Origin of the sequence: Serratia sp. JKS000199 (genome assembly GCF_900215455.1) — a bacterium.
Lineage (GTDB): Bacteria > Pseudomonadota > Gammaproteobacteria > Enterobacterales > Enterobacteriaceae > Serratia > Serratia ureilytica.
Map to the genome: position 1 here is coordinate 2,045,181 of NZ_LT907843.1, position 20,605 is coordinate 2,065,785.

Annotated in this window: 21 protein-coding genes; 13 read left to right on the forward strand and 8 right to left on the reverse strand. The window is 59.1% G+C overall.

Translation table 11 applies throughout. From position 1 onward, the window contains the following. Positions 1 to 49: 49 nt before the first annotated feature. Positions 50 to 1,753, reverse strand: coding sequence for a SulP family inorganic anion transporter (locus CPH57_RS09800; RefSeq protein ID WP_033643279.1), 1,704 nt, complete (start codon positions 1,751 to 1,753; stop codon positions 50 to 52). A gap of 221 nt (positions 1,754 to 1,974) precedes the next feature. Between CPH57_RS09800 and CPH57_RS09805 the strand changes: the two genes are divergently transcribed. After that, positions 1,975 to 2,514: a septation protein A gene (locus CPH57_RS09805; protein ID WP_033643280.1), complete on the forward strand. Its 540-nt coding sequence runs from the start codon at positions 1,975 to 1,977 to the stop codon at positions 2,512 to 2,514. Positions 2,515 to 2,630: 116 nt separating this feature from the next. Continuing rightward, the gene (gene yciA, locus CPH57_RS09810) at positions 2,631 to 3,059 is read left to right on the forward strand and encodes an acyl-CoA thioester hydrolase YciA (RefSeq protein ID WP_004932085.1); all 429 of its coding nucleotides are present in this window, start codon (positions 2,631 to 2,633) and stop codon (positions 3,057 to 3,059) included. A 70-nt stretch (positions 3,060 to 3,129) separates the two neighbouring features. Here yciA and tonB read toward each other — a convergent pair whose 3' ends face one another. Together tonB and CPH57_RS09820 are read right to left on the reverse strand one after the other, a co-directional pair. Continuing rightward, positions 3,130 to 3,873 carry a TonB system transport protein TonB gene (gene tonB / locus CPH57_RS09815; RefSeq protein WP_033643281.1) on the reverse strand — a complete coding sequence of 248 codons (744 nt, stop codon included), beginning with the start codon at positions 3,871 to 3,873 and terminating at the stop codon, positions 3,130 to 3,132. Between the two features lie 235 nt (positions 3,874 to 4,108). Beyond that, positions 4,109 to 4,762 (reverse strand): epoxyqueuosine reductase QueH, encoded by a 654-nt coding sequence (locus CPH57_RS09820; protein ID WP_033643282.1) that lies wholly within the window; start codon positions 4,760 to 4,762, stop codon positions 4,109 to 4,111. Positions 4,763 to 4,938: 176 nt separating this feature from the next. On the opposite strand from CPH57_RS09820, the gene CPH57_RS09825 reads away from it, so the two are divergent. Continuing rightward, a complete protein-coding gene (locus CPH57_RS09825; protein ID WP_033643283.1) occupies positions 4,939 to 5,235 on the forward strand; it encodes a YciI family protein in 297 nt (98 codons plus the stop codon). Positions 5,236 to 5,344: 109 nt separating this feature from the next. Here CPH57_RS09825 and CPH57_RS09830 read toward each other — a convergent pair whose 3' ends face one another. After that, on the reverse strand, positions 5,345 to 6,199 hold the full coding sequence (locus tag CPH57_RS09830; protein WP_033650235.1) for a LysR family transcriptional regulator: 855 nt from the start codon (positions 6,197 to 6,199) through the stop codon (positions 5,345 to 5,347). 91 nt (positions 6,200 to 6,290) lie between these two features. Between CPH57_RS09830 and CPH57_RS09835 the strand changes: the two genes are divergently transcribed. After that, positions 6,291 to 7,250 (forward strand): DMT family transporter, encoded by a 960-nt coding sequence (locus CPH57_RS09835; protein ID WP_096242311.1) that lies wholly within the window; start codon positions 6,291 to 6,293, stop codon positions 7,248 to 7,250. A 37-nt stretch (positions 7,251 to 7,287) separates the two neighbouring features. Here the strand turns inward: CPH57_RS09835 and CPH57_RS09840 are convergent, their stop codons facing one another. Then, positions 7,288 to 8,289 (reverse strand): LacI family DNA-binding transcriptional regulator, encoded by a 1,002-nt coding sequence (locus CPH57_RS09840; protein ID WP_033643286.1) that lies wholly within the window; start codon positions 8,287 to 8,289, stop codon positions 7,288 to 7,290. A gap of 71 nt (positions 8,290 to 8,360) precedes the next feature. Further along, positions 8,361 to 8,915 (reverse strand): D-lyxose/D-mannose family sugar isomerase, encoded by a 555-nt coding sequence (locus CPH57_RS09845; protein ID WP_033643287.1) that lies wholly within the window; start codon positions 8,913 to 8,915, stop codon positions 8,361 to 8,363. A gap of 228 nt (positions 8,916 to 9,143) precedes the next feature. On the opposite strand from CPH57_RS09845, the gene CPH57_RS09850 reads away from it, so the two are divergent. The 5 genes from CPH57_RS09850 to CPH57_RS09870 are packed head-to-tail and all read left to right on the forward strand — an operon-like array spanning position 9,144 to position 15,299. Further along, the gene (locus CPH57_RS09850) at positions 9,144 to 10,178 is read left to right on the forward strand and encodes an NAD(P)-dependent alcohol dehydrogenase (protein WP_033650233.1); all 1,035 of its coding nucleotides are present in this window, start codon (positions 9,144 to 9,146) and stop codon (positions 10,176 to 10,178) included. A 4-nt stretch (positions 10,179 to 10,182) separates the two neighbouring features. Next, positions 10,183 to 11,700: a xylulokinase gene (gene xylB, locus CPH57_RS09855; protein ID WP_060660637.1), complete on the forward strand. Its 1,518-nt coding sequence runs from the start codon at positions 10,183 to 10,185 to the stop codon at positions 11,698 to 11,700. Next, a complete protein-coding gene (locus tag CPH57_RS09860) occupies positions 11,694 to 13,202 on the forward strand; it encodes a sugar ABC transporter ATP-binding protein (RefSeq protein WP_369825822.1) in 1,509 nt (502 codons plus the stop codon). The genes xylB and CPH57_RS09860 overlap by 7 nt, the downstream gene beginning before the upstream one ends. Before the next feature lie 18 nt (positions 13,203 to 13,220). After that, a complete protein-coding gene (locus CPH57_RS09865) occupies positions 13,221 to 14,258 on the forward strand; it encodes an ABC transporter permease (RefSeq protein ID WP_033643291.1) in 1,038 nt (345 codons plus the stop codon). A gap of 33 nt (positions 14,259 to 14,291) precedes the next feature. Further along, positions 14,292 to 15,299, forward strand: coding sequence for a substrate-binding domain-containing protein (locus CPH57_RS09870; RefSeq protein ID WP_033643292.1), 1,008 nt, complete (start codon positions 14,292 to 14,294; stop codon positions 15,297 to 15,299). Between the two features lie 143 nt (positions 15,300 to 15,442). Here CPH57_RS09870 and CPH57_RS09875 read toward each other — a convergent pair whose 3' ends face one another. Then, the gene (locus CPH57_RS09875; RefSeq protein ID WP_033643293.1) at positions 15,443 to 16,006 is read right to left on the reverse strand and encodes a TetR/AcrR family transcriptional regulator; all 564 of its coding nucleotides are present in this window, start codon (positions 16,004 to 16,006) and stop codon (positions 15,443 to 15,445) included. A gap of 127 nt (positions 16,007 to 16,133) precedes the next feature. Here CPH57_RS09875 and smfY point away from each other — a divergent pair, with 127 nt between their 5' ends. Next, the gene (gene smfY / locus CPH57_RS09880; RefSeq protein WP_033643294.1) at positions 16,134 to 17,606 is read left to right on the forward strand and encodes a multidrug efflux MFS transporter SmfY; all 1,473 of its coding nucleotides are present in this window, start codon (positions 16,134 to 16,136) and stop codon (positions 17,604 to 17,606) included. A 200-nt stretch (positions 17,607 to 17,806) separates the two neighbouring features. Then, the gene (locus tag CPH57_RS09885; RefSeq protein ID WP_019452735.1) at positions 17,807 to 18,298 is read left to right on the forward strand and encodes a Dps family protein; all 492 of its coding nucleotides are present in this window, start codon (positions 17,807 to 17,809) and stop codon (positions 18,296 to 18,298) included. Between the two features lie 46 nt (positions 18,299 to 18,344). On the opposite strand, the gene CPH57_RS09890 is transcribed toward CPH57_RS09885, so the two are convergent. Beyond that, positions 18,345 to 18,521: a YciY family protein gene (locus CPH57_RS09890; RefSeq protein WP_025159792.1), complete on the reverse strand. Its 177-nt coding sequence runs from the start codon at positions 18,519 to 18,521 to the stop codon at positions 18,345 to 18,347. A gap of 242 nt (positions 18,522 to 18,763) precedes the next feature. Here CPH57_RS09890 and cls point away from each other — a divergent pair, with 242 nt between their 5' ends. Together cls and CPH57_RS09900 are read left to right on the forward strand one after the other, a co-directional pair. Further along, on the forward strand, positions 18,764 to 20,224 hold the full coding sequence (gene cls, locus CPH57_RS09895) for a cardiolipin synthase (RefSeq protein WP_033643295.1): 1,461 nt from the start codon (positions 18,764 to 18,766) through the stop codon (positions 20,222 to 20,224). Between the two features lie 56 nt (positions 20,225 to 20,280). Beyond that, the gene (locus CPH57_RS09900) at positions 20,281 to 20,604 is read left to right on the forward strand and encodes an HI1450 family dsDNA-mimic protein (protein ID WP_004932139.1); all 324 of its coding nucleotides are present in this window, start codon (positions 20,281 to 20,283) and stop codon (positions 20,602 to 20,604) included. Position 20,605: the final 1 nt, after the last annotated feature.

Genomic DNA, 20,605 nt, shown 5'->3' on the forward strand with positions numbered 1-20,605 from the left:
CCGACGCAACCAAAACCCAAGGGGCACGCTTCGGCGCGCCCCTTTTTGTTTACCCCACCGCGGCGGCTTCCGCCTGTTCCTTACTCTGAATCAGCTTCAGCGCCAGATAGAGATCCGGCACCAAAATCAGCTCCTTGTCCCGCCCCAACCGATTGATGCGGAACCAGCGCGTCAGTTCAGTGCGGCGCCCGGCCAGCACCAGTTTGACGTTACGCTGCAACAGATCGCGTTTCAGTTCGTCGATGGCCGCCAGCACGCTGATATCGGCATGGGTAAAGCTGGCCACCGCGTCCACCACCACCCAGCGCGGCTGGAATGGCGTACTGTCGACCAAATTGAGAATGCGGCGTTTGAAGTAGGCCACGTTGAAGTAGGTCAGCGGCGAATTGAAGCGATACATCATGACGCCGGGCACCGCCTTCACCCCATTGTTGTTGCCCATGGAATGGATCATGCCTTCGTCGTTAACGCCCAGCAGCTGTTCCGTCGGCCGAAAGACGGTGTGCAGAAACTGCATCAGCCCCAGCAATACCGCCAGCCCGATGCCGCTGATCACCCCGACCAACAAGACGCTGAGGAAGGTAAATATCGCCAGGCGGAAAGCCTGTGCGTTGCGACGGCGCAAGATCCAGATGCCGCGAAAATCCAGCAGCGACCAGGCCGCATACATCAGCACCACGCCCAATCCCGCCACCGGAATAAACTGCAGCGGCGCCATCAGGAACAGCAAGACGAAAGCGATCACCGCGGCGGCGATGATCGACACGAGCTGGCTCTTGCCGCCGTTGGCGTCATTCACCGCGGTGCGCGAATCCGCCCCGCTGATGGCGAAGCCTTGCGACAATGCGGAGACGATATTCACCATCCCCAGCGCGCGAAACTCAGCGTCAGCGTTGACCTCATAGCCATTTTTGGCCGCGAAACTGCGGGCGGTCAGCATCATGCTGACAAAGCTCACGACCGCCAGGTTGAGCGCCGGGATCACCATGTCGCGCAGCAGCCCGGGCTGAAAGTCCGGCCACTGGACGATCGGCAACACGCCGCTGAAACCGCCCACCGTCACCACGCCATACTGCTGCAATCCGCCCGCCCAGGTGACGAACGCCGCCAGCACGATGGCGAACAGCGGCGCCGGCCAGTTAGGCCGCCATTTTTTAAATCCGAGCAGCGTCACCAGCGTCAGCAAGGACACCGCCATCGTCAGCCAGTCGCTGTGCAACAGGTTGGCCGGCAGCGCGTAGATGCGCTCGATCAGCTGCGCCGGGCGCACTGTGAACCCCAACACCTTGCCGATCTGATCGACGATGATGGTCAGCGCCACGCCGTTCAGCAGCCCGCTGAGGATCGGCCGCGACAGCAGATCCGCCAGCGCCCCCAGCTTGAACCGGCTGGCCAACAGGCACCAGCCGCCCATCATCGCGGTCATCATGATGGTCAACTGCCAATGGCGTTCCATATTGCCCGCCGCCAGCGGCGTCACCACCGCGGCGATCACCGCACAGGTGGCGGCATCGGGCCCGACGATCAGCTGGCGTGACGAACCGAACAGCGCATAGGCCACCATCGGCAAGATACAGGAATAAAGCCCCACCACCGGGCTAACCCCGGCCAGTTCGGCATAGGCGATGGCCACCGGCAAGGCGACGGCGGCGACGGAAAGACCGGCGCGCATATCCGGTTTGAGCCAACTGCGTTGATAGCCCAATAAATGCGTCAAACCAGGCGTCAGGGCCTGGAGAGATTTCCACTGCATGCTGTTTTCCGCGGTAAATTATCTGGTTATTATGGCACTTACTATGCGATCTGCGGCCAGCGCTGGCAATGCGCCCGTGCTTTCTTGCGTAAGTTTATGCAAATTCCTGCTTTCGCGGCAGAAATCCGCCGGCCAAACGCCGATAATCGGCAGCGCCCGGCGGTACACAGAACTCGCCGAATCCGGTATAGTCGGCCGATGAACAGATGATGGATTGATTTATGAAGCAGTTTCTTGATTTCCTCCCGTTAATTGTCTTTTTCGCTTTTTACAAGCTGTACGACATTTACGTCGCTTCCGGCGCATTGATCGTCGCCACCGCGCTGGCGCTAGTGTTCACCTGGGTGAAATACCGCAAGGTCGAGAAGATGACGCTGATCACCTTCCTGATGGTGCTGGTGTTCGGCACCCTAACGCTGGTGTTCCACAACGATTTATTCATCAAGTGGAAAGTGACGGTGATTTACGCGCTGTTCGCGCTGGCGCTGCTGATCAGCCAGTGGGTGCTCAAAAAGCCGCTGGTTCAGCGCATGCTGGGCAAAGAGCTGACGCTGCCGGACAAAGTGTGGAGCAACCTCAACCTGGCCTGGGCCCTCTTCTTCCTGGCCTGCGGCCTGGCGAACATCTATGTCGCCTTCTGGCTGCCGCAAAGCGTCTGGGTCAATTTCAAAGTCTTTGGCCTGACGGTGCTGACGCTGGTATTCACCCTGCTCAGCGGCATCTATATTTACCGGCACATGCCGGCAGAACAGAAAAAATAGTTACAAATACCGGCACGTACCGGCAGAAGAAACAAAATAGTTACAAAATTGTTAATGCCTGCGGCATTTGCCGCGGGCAGTATGATGTTATCCCTTCCTTTTAAAAGCAGACTGCTATGACACAACAACGACCTTTACCCAGCGGCGAGCTGGTGCTGCGCACGCTGGCGATGCCGGCCGATACCAATGCCAACGGCGATATTTTCGGCGGCTGGCTGATGTCGCAAATGGACATCGGCGGCGCCATCCAGGCAAAAGAGATCGCCGAGGGGCGCGTAGTGACGGTACGCGTAGACGGCATGACCTTCCTGAAACCGGTGGCGGTAGGCGACGTGGTTTGCTGCTATGCGCACTGCATCCGCACCGGGCGCAGCTCGATCACCATCAATATCGAAGTGTGGGTAAAGAAAGTCTCCTCCGCCCCAATCGGCCAACGCTACCGGGCGACCGAAGCGGTGTTCACCTACGTGGCGGTCGATGCGGAAGGCAACTCGCGCGCGCTGCCTGAGGGTAAAATGAATTTCCGCGTCGGCTTCGAAGAGTAAGCCTGCGGCTGCGCCGTAAATGCAAAAAGGGTCGCCGAGGCGACCCTTTTTTTCTTGGCGCAAACCGAAATCAGTTCATTTCGGTGGTGCCGTTCAGCTTGAAACGAATATTGACGATAAGATCCTTCGCTTCTTTGGCTTGATACCGCCATTTGCGCAGCGCCTGTTTCACTTCACGCTCGAACATGTTGCGCGGCTCAGCCGACAAGATGCGCACGTTGGTCACGCGGCCATCGCTGTCGACGTCGAACTGCACCCGCACGTTGCCTTCGATCTGCAAGGCTCTGGCGCGCGGCGGATAAATCGGTTCCGCACGGCTGATCGGTTTTGGCCCGACCTCGCGCGAGTTGCCCTGTACCGGCGCGGCGGGCGCTTGTTTCACCGGCGCTTTATCGATCGGTTTGGCCGGCGAGTCGTTATTGAACGGCGAAGGCTCGCGCGGCTCGACCTTCTTCGGCTCCGGTTTCACCGGTTTTTCTACCTTCGGCTTTGGCTTGGGCTTCGGTTTCGGCTTGACCGGCTCCGGTTTCACAATCGCCTTCGGCGGCGGCTCCACAATAGGTTCTGGTTCAGGTTCCGGCTCAGGTTCCACCTGCGGCGGCTCCGGTTCTGCCGGAGCAGGCGGCGGCGGTTCAGCCATCGCGGCGGTGTTGACCATCATGACGCTGATCGGCGCCTCTTCAGGCTTTGGCAGCTCAACCACTTCTTTTACCGAAGCGTAAAGCAGTCCCGCCACCAGGGCGCTGTGCAGGCCTACGGACAAGACGAAAGGCACGGATATACGGCGATTAAGGAACATCTTTTTTAGCGGCATAATGATTCTGTTTCCTCTGGTTCGCCAAGTTTAAATGCAAATAGCAATCATATTCAATAACGAAAGGCAAACTATCGCTTTAATCGTCAGTCTCCGCGGCGAAAACCAGCAAACTCATAAGGATATTAACCTGAACGTTGCTTTTTTACCGCCGAATCAACACGCTTCGTTAACGTTCAGACGGCGCTAAAAAATAAAAAACCCGCCGTAGCGGGTGGATTGCGGTAATTAAGCGTTATTCTTCATCACCATAGTAGAGCACGCCCAGTTTGATCAGCGGCCGCCCTTGCGCTTTGCGATGCAGGTTGGTGTCGCGCAGCGAATAGACGCAGCCGCAGTATTCCTGCTGATAGAAGCGTTCGCGCTTGCTGATCTCTATCATGCGGGCCGCGCCGCCCTTCTTGCGCCAGTTGTAATCCCAATACACCAGATCGGGATACTTTTCCGCCGCCCGAATGCCGCAGTCGGTAATCTGCTGCATGTTCTTCCAGCGCGAGATGCCGAGCGAGCTGGAGATGGTGTCGTAACCGTGCTCATGCGCATACAGCGCCGTGCGCTCAAAACGCATGTCGAAGCACATGGTGCAGCGAATGCCGCGCTCCGGCTCATGTTCCATGCCCTTGGCGCGTTCGAACCAGTTGTCGGTGTCATAATCGGCATCGATGATCGGCACCCCGTGCTTTTCGGCGAAACGGATGTTCTCTTCCTTACGCAGCAAATACTCTTTTTGCGGGTGAATGTTGGGGTTATAGAAGAAAATAGCGTACTCGATGCCGGACGCCTGGATCGCTTCCATCACCTCGCCGGAACAGGGCGCACAGCAAGAATGCAGCAGCAGTTTGCTTTTGCCCGCAGGCAAATCGAGTTTTTCCCTTACCAGTTCCGTCATGTCCTCACCTCAATGGCATATCTGTTTAAGCGCGCCGCACTATACGAATAAAAAGTAGCGGCTTCAAGGCATAAGCGCCAATCCCCCCCATAAATTCACCGCGCGCCGTTCCCCTGCCGCGCCTTTTGCGCTACCTTGGTAGCACCGTTTTATAGCCATGATTTTACAGGTGAAATATGCTTTATCTGATCTACGCGCAAGACGTTCCCCACTCACTGGAAAACCGTCTGGCGGTGCGCCCGGCACATCTGGCGCGCCTGCAGGCGCTGCGTGACGCCGGCCGTCTGGTGGTCGCCGGCCCCAACCCGGCCATCGACAGCAACGATCCCGGCGCCGCCGGCTTCACCGGTTCAACGGTGATCGCCGAGTTCGCCTCACTGGCGGAAGCCCAGGCCTGGGCGCAGCAGGATCCGTACGTCGCCGCCGGCGTCTACGCCGACGTGACGGTGAAGCCGTTCAAACAGGTGTTCTGATCTCCAGCCCTCCGAATACCGGGAACGCCCCGCTATACGGCGTTTCCGGCGCTAGCCACACCTCTGCTTGACCGTCGCGCTCGGGTCGTCTTCCCCACGCGGTCGATATTCATGTTCCGCCCCGGAAATACTCACCGATAACGCTTTCCAGCATCGCCACCGCCGATTGACCGGCGGCAGCGGCAGAGCGCAGCAGCTGCACTTCGTGCGGAGCGACCGACGGCAATTCGTCGAGGATCCGCATCGCCGCCGTCACGCGTGCGCGGTCGAGCAGCGTGACGGCCAATCCTGCCTCGACGGCGGCAGCCACCACGCTGGCCGATGGGCTGCTCACAACCACTCGCCAATGCCTTCCCGCCCCGCTCAATGCATCGATCATAGCCTCTCGGTAAGGGCAATCGGCGGCATGCAACGCCAATGGTATCGGTTGGGCCATATCCAGCGCCAATCGGCGGCCGCCAACCCAAACCGGCGCAGTCACCGCAAGCGGCATCTGGCGCAGTCCCCCCATCGGCAGCACCGCTAACGCCAGCTGTAGCCGGTTGCGTCCGATCTGTTCAACCAACGCCTGGCTGGCGGCCGTAGACACCTCCAGCATCACCGCAGGAAAACGGGTGGCAAACGCCGGCAGCACATCGCGCATGACATGTGATGCGTATTCATCAGGCACTCCCAGCTTGATGTGCCCACTCAGCGGTGCGCCCTGCAGCTCACGCAGAATATCGTCGTGGGCATTCAACAGCCCGAGCGTCGAGGCCAGCAGTTTGTCGCCTAAGGGCGTCAACACGACGGACTGATTGTCGCGCTCCAGCAAGCGGCCGCCCACGACCTGTTCCAGACGCTGAATATGAACGCTCACCGCGGCTGGGCTGCGATGAACAAAGGCCGCCGCCGCACGAAATTGCCCCAAACGGGCGATAGCGTGAAAAGTGCGCAAAAGATTAATGTCCAGGGTTGGCCGCATGGTTTAACTCTATTAAACAACTGAACGAAAATTATTCGATTTATTAAATTATAGCGGCTCACTACCCTTGGGGAAAAAGGAGAAGATCACCATGCCCCTGTCAGAATTTCGTCCACCTTCCTGCCGCGATAAGGTGGGCGACAAAGCCGCCGTCTGGTTGCCGGCAGCGGAAGTCCTGCTGATCGTCGCCTGGAGCTCGGGCTTTGTCGGCATCCGTTTCGCCGCCGATTACGCGCCGGTGTTGCTGGTGGCGTTCTGGCGCTGTGTCGTGGTCGCTTTACTGCTGATGCCGTTTAGCCTTCGCGCCATCAGGCGCTCCTCGCCGCAGTCGGTAGCCGCTCATGCCGGGATCGGGCTGCTTGCCATGACCGGATACCTGACCGGCGTCAGTAAAGGCATCGAGTACGGCGTGCCGACCGGGTTGGCCGCGCTCATCGCCGATTTGCTCCCTCTCGGCACCGCACTCTTGAACATGCTGTTTCTACGCCGGCTGCCCGATGGCCGCGTCTGGCTCGGCCTGGCATTAGGCTCTCTCGGGGTGATATTGGCGACGGGCGGTGCTATTTCCTGGGGAAATGCGCCATTGTGGAGCTACCTGTTGCCGCTGGCGGGGATGCTGTCACTGGCACTGGCGACGCTGTGGCAGCAACGGCTGCCGCAGGCGCAAGCGGTGAGCCTGCCCGCCAGGTTGGGGATACAAAGCGCGATTTCAGCGCTGGCTTTTGCCCCACTGGCAGGCGCAGAAAGCCCGCTGCTGCCAACCATGACGACAGGGTTGGTTATCGGCGTGCTTTGGACCGCGCTTTTGGCCACCCTGGCCGGTTACGGTTTGTATTGGTTCTGCCTTAGGCATACCTCTGCATTGCGTGTGACGGGCCTGCTGTTCCTCAGCCCCTTCGTCACCTTCTGCTGGGCATGGTTAATGTTCGATGAGCCCCTTTCCTGGCCCATGCTGCTGGGCGCAGCAACGGCGGGGAGCGGCTTGTGGCTGCTTATCCGCCCCCCGATGAGGGGCCGGACTGAACGCGCTGAAATGAATAATGGCAGATAAGGTTAACGGAGATGTCGGCTACACGTTGCCGGCACCGTTACACGACGAGTTTTCCCCGCACCACCACCTTGCCCGGCTTTATCTCAGGATCGGCAATACGGCGGATCGCCAGATTCAACGCTTGCCAGGCGATCTCTTGCAAGTCGTGTGACACACAGGGGAAATGGAAACCGTAGATCTCGGCATGTGAAACCTCATCGATGCTGAACAACGACACGTCCTGCATCAACGGCAACCGATGTTCGATACAGGCCTTGATGATGCCCAGCGAGATCTGGTTATTGCAGCCGACGAAAAAATCGGGGGCGGGGTTATTGGCCAGCCAGCGGCTCGTCTCTTGCCAGGCGACATCCATAAAGAAATCGGCATACCGCACGTCGAGCGAAGCCACCTTCCCTTGCAATGCCGCCTGCAAGCCAGTGACCCTGTCACGTGCAACGTTGGAATTCTCCGGCCCGGAGATCACCACCACCCGCTGCGCCTGCTGTTCCAGAAGCCAACGCCCCGCCTGAAGGCCGCAATCCAGATTATCAATATACACCCCGCTGCAGTGGTGACTCTCCAATTCCCGATCGATCAACACCACCGGTATATTGAGCGTTTCCAGACGTTTGAGGTAGGAAGGCCGGTACAGATGATCGTTGGAAATGACCGAGAGAATAATCGCATCGACGTTGTAGCCAATGAGTTTGTCGATGATCCTGTCTTCGCTTTCCTGAGACTCATAGGAGTCGAACACCAGCGTGTCGTACCCCATCTTTTGCGCTTCAAGCGTCATCAGACGCGTCAGGCCGCCAAAGAATGGGTTGGCCATGTCGGGGTTGACGATGCCAATGGTTCTGCTGCTTTTCGCCCGCAGATTGCGCGCCGCGGCATTGACCACGTAACCGAGTTCGGCGGCGGTCTCCCGAATTCTCCTCAACGTTTCCGGATGGACCTTGTCCGGCTGTGAAAATGCCCGCGAAGCGGTTATTTTGCTGACGTTCGCCTGTGCGGCGACGCTAGCCAGCGTCGCTTTCCGTCCTCGACCCACGGCCAAATGCAGCTCCTTAGCTTGAAGGTATCATTTTGTATCATTCCCGGCATCATGACAGAACTTTGTTCTTGGCGCTAATGGTTTACGCCGGCAAGACGGTTAATTCGCGGATCGGTAAAAATATCCAGCTCGTCACGGCTCTCGGAAGAGAACTCGGACACCACCGCGCCCTGCTTCCCCGCCTGAAACCAGTGACGGGTATTGGGCGCAATGGTGTATTGTTCCCCCGGCCGCAAGAGGATATAGCGATGACAGGTATACCACTGCTCCGCGCCCTCTGGCACCCGGCATACCGGTTGGCCGCCGCGATCGTTGGGCGTCAGATTTTCATCATCGACAAACAAAAACACCTCTCCCCAACGGCAACGGAACGTCTCTTGCTTGCCGGGCGTGCCGGCAAAGGGAGGGTGTAAATGTTCCGGGCAAGTCTGCCCAGGAAACAGCACCAGCTCTTTCGCGCAATACCGAGGTGAGTTGACGTAGGTCAGCAGCTGCAACCCGGACGCGGGATAGTCGGCCAGACCAAACGTCGCAATTTCAATGCGTTGCTGTTCTTCTTCGGTCAAGATAATGTCCGCCTGGCGCAAATACTCCAGCGTAGCGGCTCTGGCGCTTTGTTGTTTGTTCATCATTCCCCCGGCAAAGTAACGGTATCGATATCAACAGGCCGATATTAAAACCGTCATTGCCACGCCGATTTTGTGACCACCATCGCTATATTGAATAACAACCCGCCAGCAAAATTAACTCTCGTCGAGTAATTCCAACATTGATCACAGTTTAACCACCCGCATTAGCTCACTATCGCCGCATTGAAATGATACCGTTACCATAAAAATGATTCACCAGGAGGCAATATGAAAGCATTAGTGCTGGCCAAAGCGGGGGAAATCGCTATCGAGGACGTCCAACTGGCCGAAACGCTGGGGCCCGACGATGTAAAGATAAAAATTCATTCCGTGGGCATCTGCGGCAGCGATGTGCACTATTACCAGCATGGCCGCATTGGCCCGTTTGTGGTCAAAGCCCCGATGGTGCTCGGCCATGAGGCCGCCGGCGTGGTACTCGCGACAGGTGAAAACGTCACTCACCTCAGCGTCGGCGATCGCGTTTGCATGGAGCCCGGCATTCCCGACCTCAACTCGGCGCAGACGCGCGCCGGGATTTACAACCTGGACCCCGCCGTTCGCTTTTGGGCGACGCCGCCGGTGCACGGCTGTTTGCGCGAAACCGTCATCCACCCCGCCGCATTCACGTTCAAACTGCCGGACAACGTCAGTTTCGCTGAAGGCGCCATGGTTGAACCCCTGGCCATCGGCATGCAAGCGGCCACCAAAGCCGGGATCAAACCCGGCGATATCGCGCTGGTGATCGGCGCTGGGCCGATCGGCGTGGTCACCGCCCTCGCGGCGCTGGCGGGTGGCTGCTCGGACGTCATTATCTGCGACCTGTTTGACGAGAAACTCGCCGTGGCGGCCAGCTATGAAGGGCTGCACGCCGTCAATATCAAAACCGGCGACCTGGCGGGTAAAGTGGCTGCGCTCACCAGCGGCAATGGCGTCGATATCGTGTTTGAATGCAGCGGCGCAAAACCGGCTATCGCTACGCTGGCCGAACATGCGGCGCCAGGGGCAACCGCCGTGCTGGTCGGCATGCCGATCGACGCCGCGCCGATGGATATCGTCGCAGCGCAGGCCAAGGAAATCACCTTCAAGACCATTTTCCGCTACGCCAACATGTATCCGCGCACGCTGCGGCTGTTGAGCAGCGGCAAGTTGCGCGTCCAGCCGTTGATAAGCCAAACCTACAAATTCTCCGACAGCGTGGCCGCCTTCGAGCGCGCGGCGGCGGGACATGCCTCGGACATCAAAATCATGCTGGAAATGGAGTGATCCTATGGCGCTCTATGCTGGCATAGACTGCGGTACGCAAGGCACGAAAGTCGTGATTGTCGACAGCACACAGGGCGTGATCCTCGGTGAGGGCAGCGCCCCTCACCGCCTCATCAGCCAAGCCAATGGCCGGCGCGAACAAGAGGCCGACTGGTGGATTGAGGCGTTGGTCACCGCGTTTCGCCAAGCCGTGACTAACGCCGGTATTGATGCCGGGGAAATTAACGCTCTGGGGGTCTCGGGCCAACAGCATGGATTTGTGCCGCTGGACGCAGACGGCAACGTGCTGCACAGCGTCAAGCTGTGGTGCGATACCGAAACCGCGGAGGAAAACGAACTGCTGCTGCAGCGGCTCGGCGGCGCCAAGGGCTCGCTGGACAAGCTCGGCCTGCGGCTCGCCACCGGTTATACCGCGTCAAAAATCCTTTGGTTCAAGACGCACCATCCGGCGCTCTGGGCAAAACTGCACACCGTGCTGCTGCCGCATGATTATTTGAACTTCTGGTTGACCGGGGAGCGTGTAGCGGAATATGGCGATGCTTCCGGCACCGGGCTGTTCGATGTGCGCACCCGTAGCTGGAGTCAAGCCGCCGTCAATCTTATCGATGACAGCGGCCGTTTATGGCATGCCCTGCCGCCGCTCAAAAGCGCGGAATGCTGCATCGGCACGGTGTGCCCCTTCGTGGCGGAAAAGCTCGGCCTCGGCCCGGCAGTTCGGGTCTCGACCGGCGGCGGCGACAACATGATGGCGGCCATCGGTTCCGGCAACATCGAGGCCGGCACCGTTACCCTGAGCCTCGGCACCTCCGGCACGCTATTCGCCTGGTCCGCCGCGCCCGTCGTGGCGGAATCCGACATGATTGCCGGTTTCTGCTCCAGCACCAACGGGTGGCTGCCCTTGATATGCACCATGAATGTCACCTCGGCCACCACGGCCATGCAGACGCTGCTGGACGAAGATCTTGACGGCTTTAACCGCTTATTGGCGCAGGCGGCGCCGGGTGCCGGCGGCGTCGAGATGCTGCCGTTCTTCAACGGCGAACGCGTTCCCCCGCTGCCCCACGCGCGCGCCAGCCTGCATAACCTCGATAGCGACAATTTTACTCGCGCCAATCTCTGCCTGGCGGTGGTTGAAAGCGCCACCTACGGCCTGCGCTATGGCATCGAGCTGTTTCGCCGCCAGGGCATCGAAACGCGCGAGATCCGCCTCACCGGTGGCGGCGCCCGCAGCGCCGCCTGGCGACAAATCGTCGCGGACGTGATGGGGTGCCCGGTGGTCTGCCTGAACGTCAAAGAGACCGCCGCGCTGGGCGGCGCCATTCAAGCGATGTGGGCGACGTCGTTGGCCGATCGCCCGCACCAGAACGCCGCCGGGCTCTTGGCTGAACTGTGCCAACGCTTCGTTTCCCTGGATGAAGCCACACGCACGACGCCAAACGCCGACAGGCAAACGCAATACGAGACGCTTTATCAACGGTACCTGCAGCGTTTGCAGCGGACATACCCGGAGGTTCAATCGTGACGCGAGATCCCCATACGCAAGCCCCTGCCTACCTGCTGGAAGTCAGTGGCGTCAGGAAAGCCTTTGGCCCGGTCGTGGCGCTCAAGAACGCCGAGTTTTGCCTGCGGCGCGGATCCATCCATGCCCTGTGCGGCGGCAACGGCGCGGGGAAATCCACCTTTCTCAGCATTCTGATGGGCTTTATTCAACCCGATGGCGGCGACATTTTTATCAATGGTCAACGCTGTGAATTTCATCATCCCCGGGAAGCCCTCAATGCCGGCATCGCCATCGTGCAGCAGGAGCTGAGCGCGATCCCGGACCTGACGGTGGCCGAAAACATTTGGCTGGGCCGCGAGCCGAGACGCCTGGGGTTCGTCGACTTTGCGACGCTCAACCAACGCACCACCCGTCTGCTCGAGGAACTTGATTTCAAGATCGACGCCCGAGAAAAAATGCGCAACCTGAGCGTCGCCGAGCAGCAACTGGTCGAGATCGCCAAAGCGCTGTCGCACGCCAATGCCGACATCATCATCATGGATGAACCCACCTCGGCGATTGGCGAAGAGGATGCGCAAAAAATCTTTCATACGCTTCAGCAACTGGCGGCGAAAGGTAAAGGCATTATCTACGTCTCCCACCGTTTGTCCGAGATATTCCAAATCGCGGACAGCTACACCATTTTCCGCGACGGCGCCTATATCCATGAAGGCTATATCGCCGACATTACCCGCGAGCAGTTGATCGAACACATTATCGGCGGCGAATACGACAGCGAGTTCGCCAAGTTCAATCAACCCGGCGAAGAGGTCTTGCTGGAGGTCAACGGTCTGTGTTGGCGCAGCAAGATAAAGGATATCAGCCTGCAGCTTAAGCACGGTGAGATCCTGGGCATCTACGGCCTGGTGGGATCGGGCCGCAGCGAGTTTCTCGATCTTATCTTCGGCATTCAGCATGCCGACAGCGGCACGATCCGCTTGGGCGACAAGACGCTTAACCGCCATTCCCCGCGAGAGGCCATCGACAGCGGCATTGCCTACGTGACGGAAGATCGCAAGGAAACCGGCCTGGTGCTGTGCCGTTCCGTCAGTGAAAACATCAATATCGCCTCTTTTGCCGGCATAAGCCGAATGGGGTTCGTCAGCGAAAAACGGGAGCAAGCGCGAACCCGCGACATGATCCAGCGCTTTAACGTTAAAACCCACGATGGCGAACAGCCCGTGGGCAACCTGAGCGGCGGCAACCAGCAAAAAGTGGTGCTGGGCCGCTGGGCGCTGTTGGAGCCGGAGGTGTTGTTGCTCGACGAGCCGACGCGCGGTATCGACGTCGGCGCCAAGAAAGAGATCTATCGATTTATGTCGGAGTTCGCCTTGCAAAACAAAGGGATCATCATGGTTTCCTCCGAGCTTTCGGAAATTATCGGCATGAGCGATCGCATCCTGGTGTTTCGTGACGGGCAGTTGGCCGGCGAGCTTGCGGCAGCCGATGCGACTCAGGCAGCACTGATGAAACTTGCGGTTTAACAGAGAGAGAAAAACAAAATGAGCAGCGCCCACTCCTTATCACCAGGAATGTCATTTTTCACCCGCAATAAGCGCCGTATGCACAAATACGGCATTATCATCGCCTTTTTCGCGCTGTGCCTGATCGTGGCGCTGATTGGCGAATATCAGGTCGCCCAGGGAGCCTGGAGCAGCAATTATTTTCTCAGCAATGAAAACACCCTGATCGTACTGCGCCAGGTCTCGATCAACGGCATTCTGGCGATAGGCATGACCTTCGTCATCATCACGGCAGGCGTCGATCTCTCCGTCGGCTCGGTGCTGGCGTTAAGCGGCATCGTCGCCGCCCGCTTCGCCACCAACAATAGCGGATTGGCTATCGGTGATACCGCGACCGCCGTTATGGCGCCGCTGATCGTGGCGCTGGGGATCGGCATCGTCTGCGGCCTGGTGAACGGCACCGTGTTGGCTCGCTACCGGTTGCAGCCGTTTATCGTCACCATGGGCATGCTCTCCGCGGCGCGCGGGTTAACCATGTTGACCACCAACGGCAATCCAGTATCGCAATTGAACAGCGATTTCCGCTGGTTAGGCAATGGCTATGTCGGCGGCGTTCCGGTGCCCGTCATCATCTTCATCGTGCTGTTCGCCCTCGCCTGGCTCGTGCTGAATAAAACCCTCTTCGGGCGCTACATCTACGCCGTCGGCGGCAACCCGAAAAGCGCGCGCACCTCGGGGATTAACGTCACGCGCATCAAAATACTGGTGTATACGCTGTGCGGCGCGCTGGCCGGCATCGCCGGCCTGATCCTCACCGCGCGCACCGGTTCGGCGCAAACCAACGCCGGCGCTGGGTATGAGCTGGACGCCATCGCTGCGGTGGTGATCGGCGGCACCAGCATGGCCGGCGGCGTCGGTACGCTGGTCGGCACCTTCTTCGGCGTGCTGATTATCGGGGTGATGAATAACGGCCTCGATCTGCTCGGCGTGCAATCGTACTACCAACAAATTATCAAAGGCGCATTGATCGTTCTTGCCGTCTTGCTCGACCCCTCGCGTAAGCAACAGCGCGATTAATAACATCAGACCCAACTCTACCAGGAGAAAACCATGAATAAGACCAAGATAGCGTTGTTTGCCTCTGCCATGCTGTTCGGCAGCCTGTCGGCGGCTCAGGCCGCCCCGGTTAAAATCGCGGTATTGATGTACGGCAACAAAGCCGAGTTCGTGCAATTGATGGAAAGGTTCGGCAAGGAACACCCGGCGGTGAAAAGCGGCGAAGCCGTACTGACTTTCTACGATGGGCGTTATGATGCATCGGTGCAAAACGATCAGGCCGCCACCGCTATCCAGACGCGCGCCGATGCCATTATCGTCAACCCGATGGATTTTGAGGCCAATATCGATATCGTCACCAATGCCAACGAAGCCAAAATCCCGGTGGTGGTCACCAACGCGCGCCTGAACACGGACGCGATGACGTCTGAAGTGGTGTCTAATGACGAGCTGGGCGGGTATCTGGAAGCCAAAGCCGTACTGGACAAACTCGACTGCAAGAACCAGAAGGTGAACGTAGTGATTATCGAAGGCCCGAAAGGCGGCAGCGGCGAGATCCAGCGCGGCAAGGGCAATGATAAAGCGATTGCCGAGTGCGGCGCCGGCCAGGTGACCGTGCTTGAACGTAAAACGGCCAACTGGTCACGCGCTGAAGCGCAGCCGCTGATGGAAAACTGGCTGCAGAAACACCGGGGCAAAATCAACGGCGTGATTGGCCAGAACGACGAGATGGCGCTGGGCGCCATCGAAGCGATTAAAGGGGCCGGCCTGAACGTGAAAGACTTTGCCATTGCGGGCGTCGACGGCGTTTCCGACGCGATTCATGCGGTGCAGGCCGGTGAAATGGTCTCTATCCTGCAAGATGCCAAAGGCCAGATGCAGGGTTCCATCGACGTCGCGCTGCGCGCCGTGAAAGGGGAAAGTTATCAACCACAGTCGGATATCTGGAAACAGTACGCCAAAGATCTGAAATGGGAGGGCGGCACGCAGAAGCATTATTATATTCCGTGGACCGTCGTCACCGCAGAGAATGCCCAGCAACTGTTGGACGCGCGCAAGTAATGTCCGGCGCCCCCTGCACTCAGGGGGCCTTTGCTCCGAAGCTTGCCGCAGGCAAAAAAAAAGCCAGCACGGAGGGGCTGGCTAAAAAGTTCTTCGAGGGAATATCTTGTGCGATAAACATACGCCTTTCGCCGCACGCTTTACTAGCTATCAGTGCGATAGGCGCTGCCCGTTAAAATCAACGCCTGCATATCGGCGAACATCGTTTCCCATTCCGCCTGGCCGATATCCATCAAACCGAAATAACGCAGCATAAAGGCGCCTTCGGTGGCCAGAAACGCCAGCCGCGCGCGCTTACCCTCTTCGGTAGTCAAATCCAGCCCGGCGATGCGGCTGCGATACCATTCGCGCGTGCTCGCCAGATGCTCCGGCGTTTGAATCAGCGTCGCCATCAACCCGGCGGCCTTGGCGCTGGCGGTCTGATCCGAACTTTGGGTAGCCAACATATGCGCCCGCACGCTGGTCTGCGGCGAAGGATCGTCGCCGGCGATCTCCGCGAACAGCGTTTCATAGGCGCTGCCCCAGCGATCGAACATCGCGTCGATCAGGGCGTCTTTGCTGCCGAAGCAATACTGCACCCCGCCCTTGGAGATCCCCATCGCTTTGGCGACGGCGTCGATGGTTAAACCGGCGGCGCCCTGGGTGGCGACGATCTCTTCGGCGGTGTCCAAAACCTTGTCGCGATCGATGCTGCGTTGACGTCCCATTAAGAAACCCTTCTTTTCAATACGAACGTATGGATATATATTATCACCAGTATACCACCCGGCATCGCCGGAGGGTTACCGCAATGGCGGCGCCTTCGCGTCGCCCACGTAAACTGGATTATGACTTATGTACGCCAAGAACCGCTGGTTGATCCTGACGATGGTCGCCAGCGCCCTTTTCCTGATTGTTATCGACATGACGGTGCTCTATACCGCTCTGCCACGTTTAACCCAGGCGCTGGACGCCAGCGCCTCGCAAAAACTCTGGATCGTCAACGCCTACCCGCTGGTGGTCGCCGGGCTGCTGCCCGGCGCCGGCATGCTGAGCGATCGCGTCGGCCATAAGCGGCTGTTTCTCGCCGGGCTGCCGGTGTTTGCCGTCGCTTCGCTGTGCGCCGCCTTTTCGCCCACCGCCGAATGGCTGATCGCCGCACGGGTGTTCCTCGCCGTTGGCGCAGCAATGATGATGCCCGCCACGCTGTCCATCGTGCGCCACGTCTTTACCGACGAACGCGAACGCGCGCTGGCGATCGGCATCTGGGCCTCGGTGGCCTCGGGCGGCGCGGCCATCGGCCCGGTGGTCGGCGGCCTGCTGCTGGAGTATTTCTGGTGGGGATCGGTGTTCCTGATCAACGTACCGGTGGTGTTGCTGGTCTGGCCGCTGGCGTGGAAACTGATCCCCCGCTGCGGCGGCGATAACCCGCGCCCCGCCGATATCGTCGGCTCGGTGCAGATCATGATCGGTCTGGTCGGCGCTATCTATGCGCTGAAGGAACTGAGTAAGCCGGCGCCTGACGTCAGCGCGTTGCTCGCAGCGGCCCTGATCGGCATCCTGTTCCTGGCGCTGTTCGTGCGTCGCCAGCAGCGCAGCGCCCACCCGATGATCGATTTCTCCCTGTTCCGCAACCGGCTGTTCGCCGGCGGCATCGGCGTGGCGCTGCTGTCGATGGTGGCCCTGATCGGCGTCGAGCTGGTGCTCAGCCAACGCCTGCAGCTGGTGCTCGGCCTCAGTCCGCTGCAGGCGGCGCTGTTCATCTTGCCGATCCCGCTGGCCTCGGCGCTGGCGGGGCCGATGGCCGGTTTACTGTTGCCGCGCTATGGCGAACGCAGCATCATCCTCGGCGGTTTCGCCCTGACCGCCTTCGGCATCGCCGGCCTCGCCCTGTTGTATCAAAGCAGCATAGCGCTGCAGCTGGTGAGCCTGGCGTTGGTGGGCTTTGGTCTCGGCGGCGTGATCACCGCCGCGTCCACCGCCATCATGCTGAACGCGCCGGAGGAGAAATCCGGTATGGCGGCCTCTATCGAAGACGTCTCCTACGAGCTGGGCGGCGTACTGGGCGTGACGTTGCTCGGCGGGCTGATGACGGCGGTCTACAGCCATAGTCTGGCGCTGCCGGCGGAGCTGCCGGTCAGCGAGTTGGCCTACGACAGCATCGACGAGGCGTTGCGCCTGGCGGCCGGGATGGCGGCCGATCGCGCGCAGCAGCTGACGCAGTTGGCGCGTTTGGCCTTCGATCGCGCGTTTATCATGGTGCTGATCGCCGCCGCGCTGTTAATGGCGCTGGGCGCCGGCGTGGTAAAACTGGCGCTGCGCAAGTAACCGATAAAAGCGACTTTTTTCGCCTGCGGATCCTGCGTAAACTGATTCGGCAATTTGCTCGACGGATTTATCGTCATCGGTTTGAGCGATGGCAATGATGCCTGTTATCGTGTTTAACCCTGCGATAAATCCGGTTACTGTAACAGCTATGGAAATTGATTCTGTCTACCCTTGGAACGAATAATCAGGAGAAGATTATTATGGCAACGGCGAAGAAAGCAGCGAAAACCCATATCGGCCTCGACAGTAAACAATCGGCAAAACTCGCCGAAGCGCTAAATGCGCTGTTGGCGAATTATCAGGTGCTGTATATGAACGTGCGCGGCTATCACTGGAATATTACCGGCCCGCAATTCTTTGAGCTGCACGCGAAATTCGAAGAAACTTACAACGATCTGCTGACCAAGGTGGATGAGCTGGCGGAACGCATTCTGACGCTGGGCTCGCAGCCGCGCCACGCTTACAGCGACTATCTGAAAACCGCCGATATCAAGGAACACACCAATGTGACCGATGATAAGGGCACGCTGCGCGGCCTGTTGGAAGGGTATTCAATCTTGCTGCAACAGCAGCGTGAACTGCTGACGGTCGCGGCGGACGCCGGCGACGAAGGCACCGCGTCGCTGATGAGCGATTACATCAAAGAGCAGGAAAAACAGGTCTGGATGCTCAACGCCTACCTCGGCAAATAAACCCAGGCGCCATAACAAAACAGTCCCTCACGGGACTGTTTTCGTTTTACCACTCGCAGGATACCGCAAACAGCAGCGCGCGCCGATGCTGATCGTCCAGGCGACGGCGCACCCGGATAATATGGCGATTGCTGCAAGACTGGCGCTCCAGCCAACGATGCCGACGGCGTTGGCTCTGCCGCAACATTCGCCAACGGCCCACTTCATTTCTACTGCGTCTCATAATTCCGTCACTCGTTCGTCTAATGCCAACCGCGGGCATTATAGCCCTTTCAGCCCGCGATCCAAGTCGCCGTTATCGGCGACATCGCAGGCGCCGCGCCGCTAAAAGCCGCCCTTTCGGTTTCGGCAAGTGCCTTAACTTCATCATATTTATGTAACATAAGCGCCGATAAAAGGTTTCGCCTTGACCGATCTGTGCGTACACTCATCATTGGTGGTTTGCGAACGGGATTTTTCGCCTTTATGACAACATTTTATACCGTAATCAGTTGGCTCATGGTGTTCGGCTACTGGCTGCTGATCGCCGGCGTGACGATGCGCATTTTGATGAAACGCCGTGCGGTTCCCTCTGCCATGGCCTGGTTGCTGGTTATCTATATTCTGCCGCTGTTCGGCATCGTCGCCTATTTATCGTTCGGCGAGCTGCATCTGGGCAAGCGCCGGGCCGAGCGCGCCAAGGCCATGTGGCCGTCGACCGCGCGCTGGCTGAAAGAGCTGAAAGAGAGTCGCCGCATCTTCGCCACCGAATACAGTAAAGTCGCCGAACCGCTGTTCCAGCTGTGCAACCGCCGCCAGGGCATCGACGGCGTCAAGGGCAACCAGCTGCAGTTGCTCACCACCACCGACGACACGCTGAAAGCGCTGATCCGCGACATCGAGCTGGCGCGCCACAACATCGAAATGGTGTTCTATATCTGGCAGCCCGGCGGCCTGGTCGATCAGGTGGCCGAATCGCTGATGGCCGCCGCGCGGCGCGGCGTACACTGCCGTCTGATGCTGGACTCCGCCGGCAGCCTGCAATTTTTCCGCAGCCCCTACCCGGCGATGATGCGCAACGCCGGCATCGAAGTGGTCGAAGCGCTGAAGGTCAACCTGCTGCGCGTATTCCTGCGCCGCATGGATCTGCGCCAGCACCGCAAGGTGGTGCTGATCGACAACTACATCGCCTATACCGGCAGCATGAACATGGTCGATCCGCGCTATTTCAAACAGGATGCGGGCGTCGGTCAATGGATCGATCTGATGGCGCGCATGGAAGGCCCGGTGGCCACCACCATGGGCATCGTCTATGCCTGCGACTGGGAAATTGAAACCGGCAAGCGCATTCTGCCGCCGCCGCCGGACGTCAACATCATGCCGTTCGAGCAGGAAAGCGGCCACACCATTCAGGTGATCGCCTCCGGCCCCGGCTTCCCCGAGGAAATGATCCACCAGGCACTGCTGACCGCGGTTTACTCCGCGCGCGAACAGCTGATCATGACCACGCCGTACTTCGTGCCGAGCGACGATCTGCTGCACGCCATCTGCACCGCCGCTCTGCGCGGCGTCGAGGTCAGCATCATCGTGCCGCGCGACAACGATTCGATGATGGTGCGCTGGGCCAGCCGCGCGTTCTTCTCCGAGCTGCTGGAAGCCGGCGTGAAAATCTATCAGTTCGAAGGCGGCCTGCTGCACACCAAGAGCGTGCTGGTCGACGGCCAGCTCAGCCTGGTCGGCACCGTCAATCTGGATATGCGCAGCCTGTGGCTGAATTTCGAAATCACCCTGGTGATCGACGACGACGGCTTCGGCAGCGATCTGGCCTGCGTGCAGGAAGATTACATCGCTCGCTCCAAGCTGCTGAACGCCAAAGAGTGGCTGAAGCGGCCGTTCTGGCACCGCCTGGTCGAGCGCCTGTTCTACTTTTTCAGCCCGTTGCTGTAAAAGCCGCGGCGAGCGTGCTTTAATAGCGCCAAATCATTTGTTATCAGGATTTTTTTATGGATTTGAATAACCGCCTTACCGAAGACGAAACGCTGGAACAGGCCTACGACATCTTCCTCGAATTGGCCGGCGACAATCTGGATCCGGCGGATATTCTGCTGTTCAATCTGCAGTTTGAAGAGCGCGGCGGCGCAGAACTGTACGACCCCTCCGAAGACTGGAGCGAGCACGTGGATTACGACCTGAACCCGGACTTCTTCGCCGAAGTGGTGATCGGTCTGGCGGACAGCGACGGCGAGCCGATCAACGACGTGTTCGCCCGCGTGCTGATCTGCCGCGAGAAAGACCACAAGCTGTGCCACATTCTGTGGAAAGAGTGAT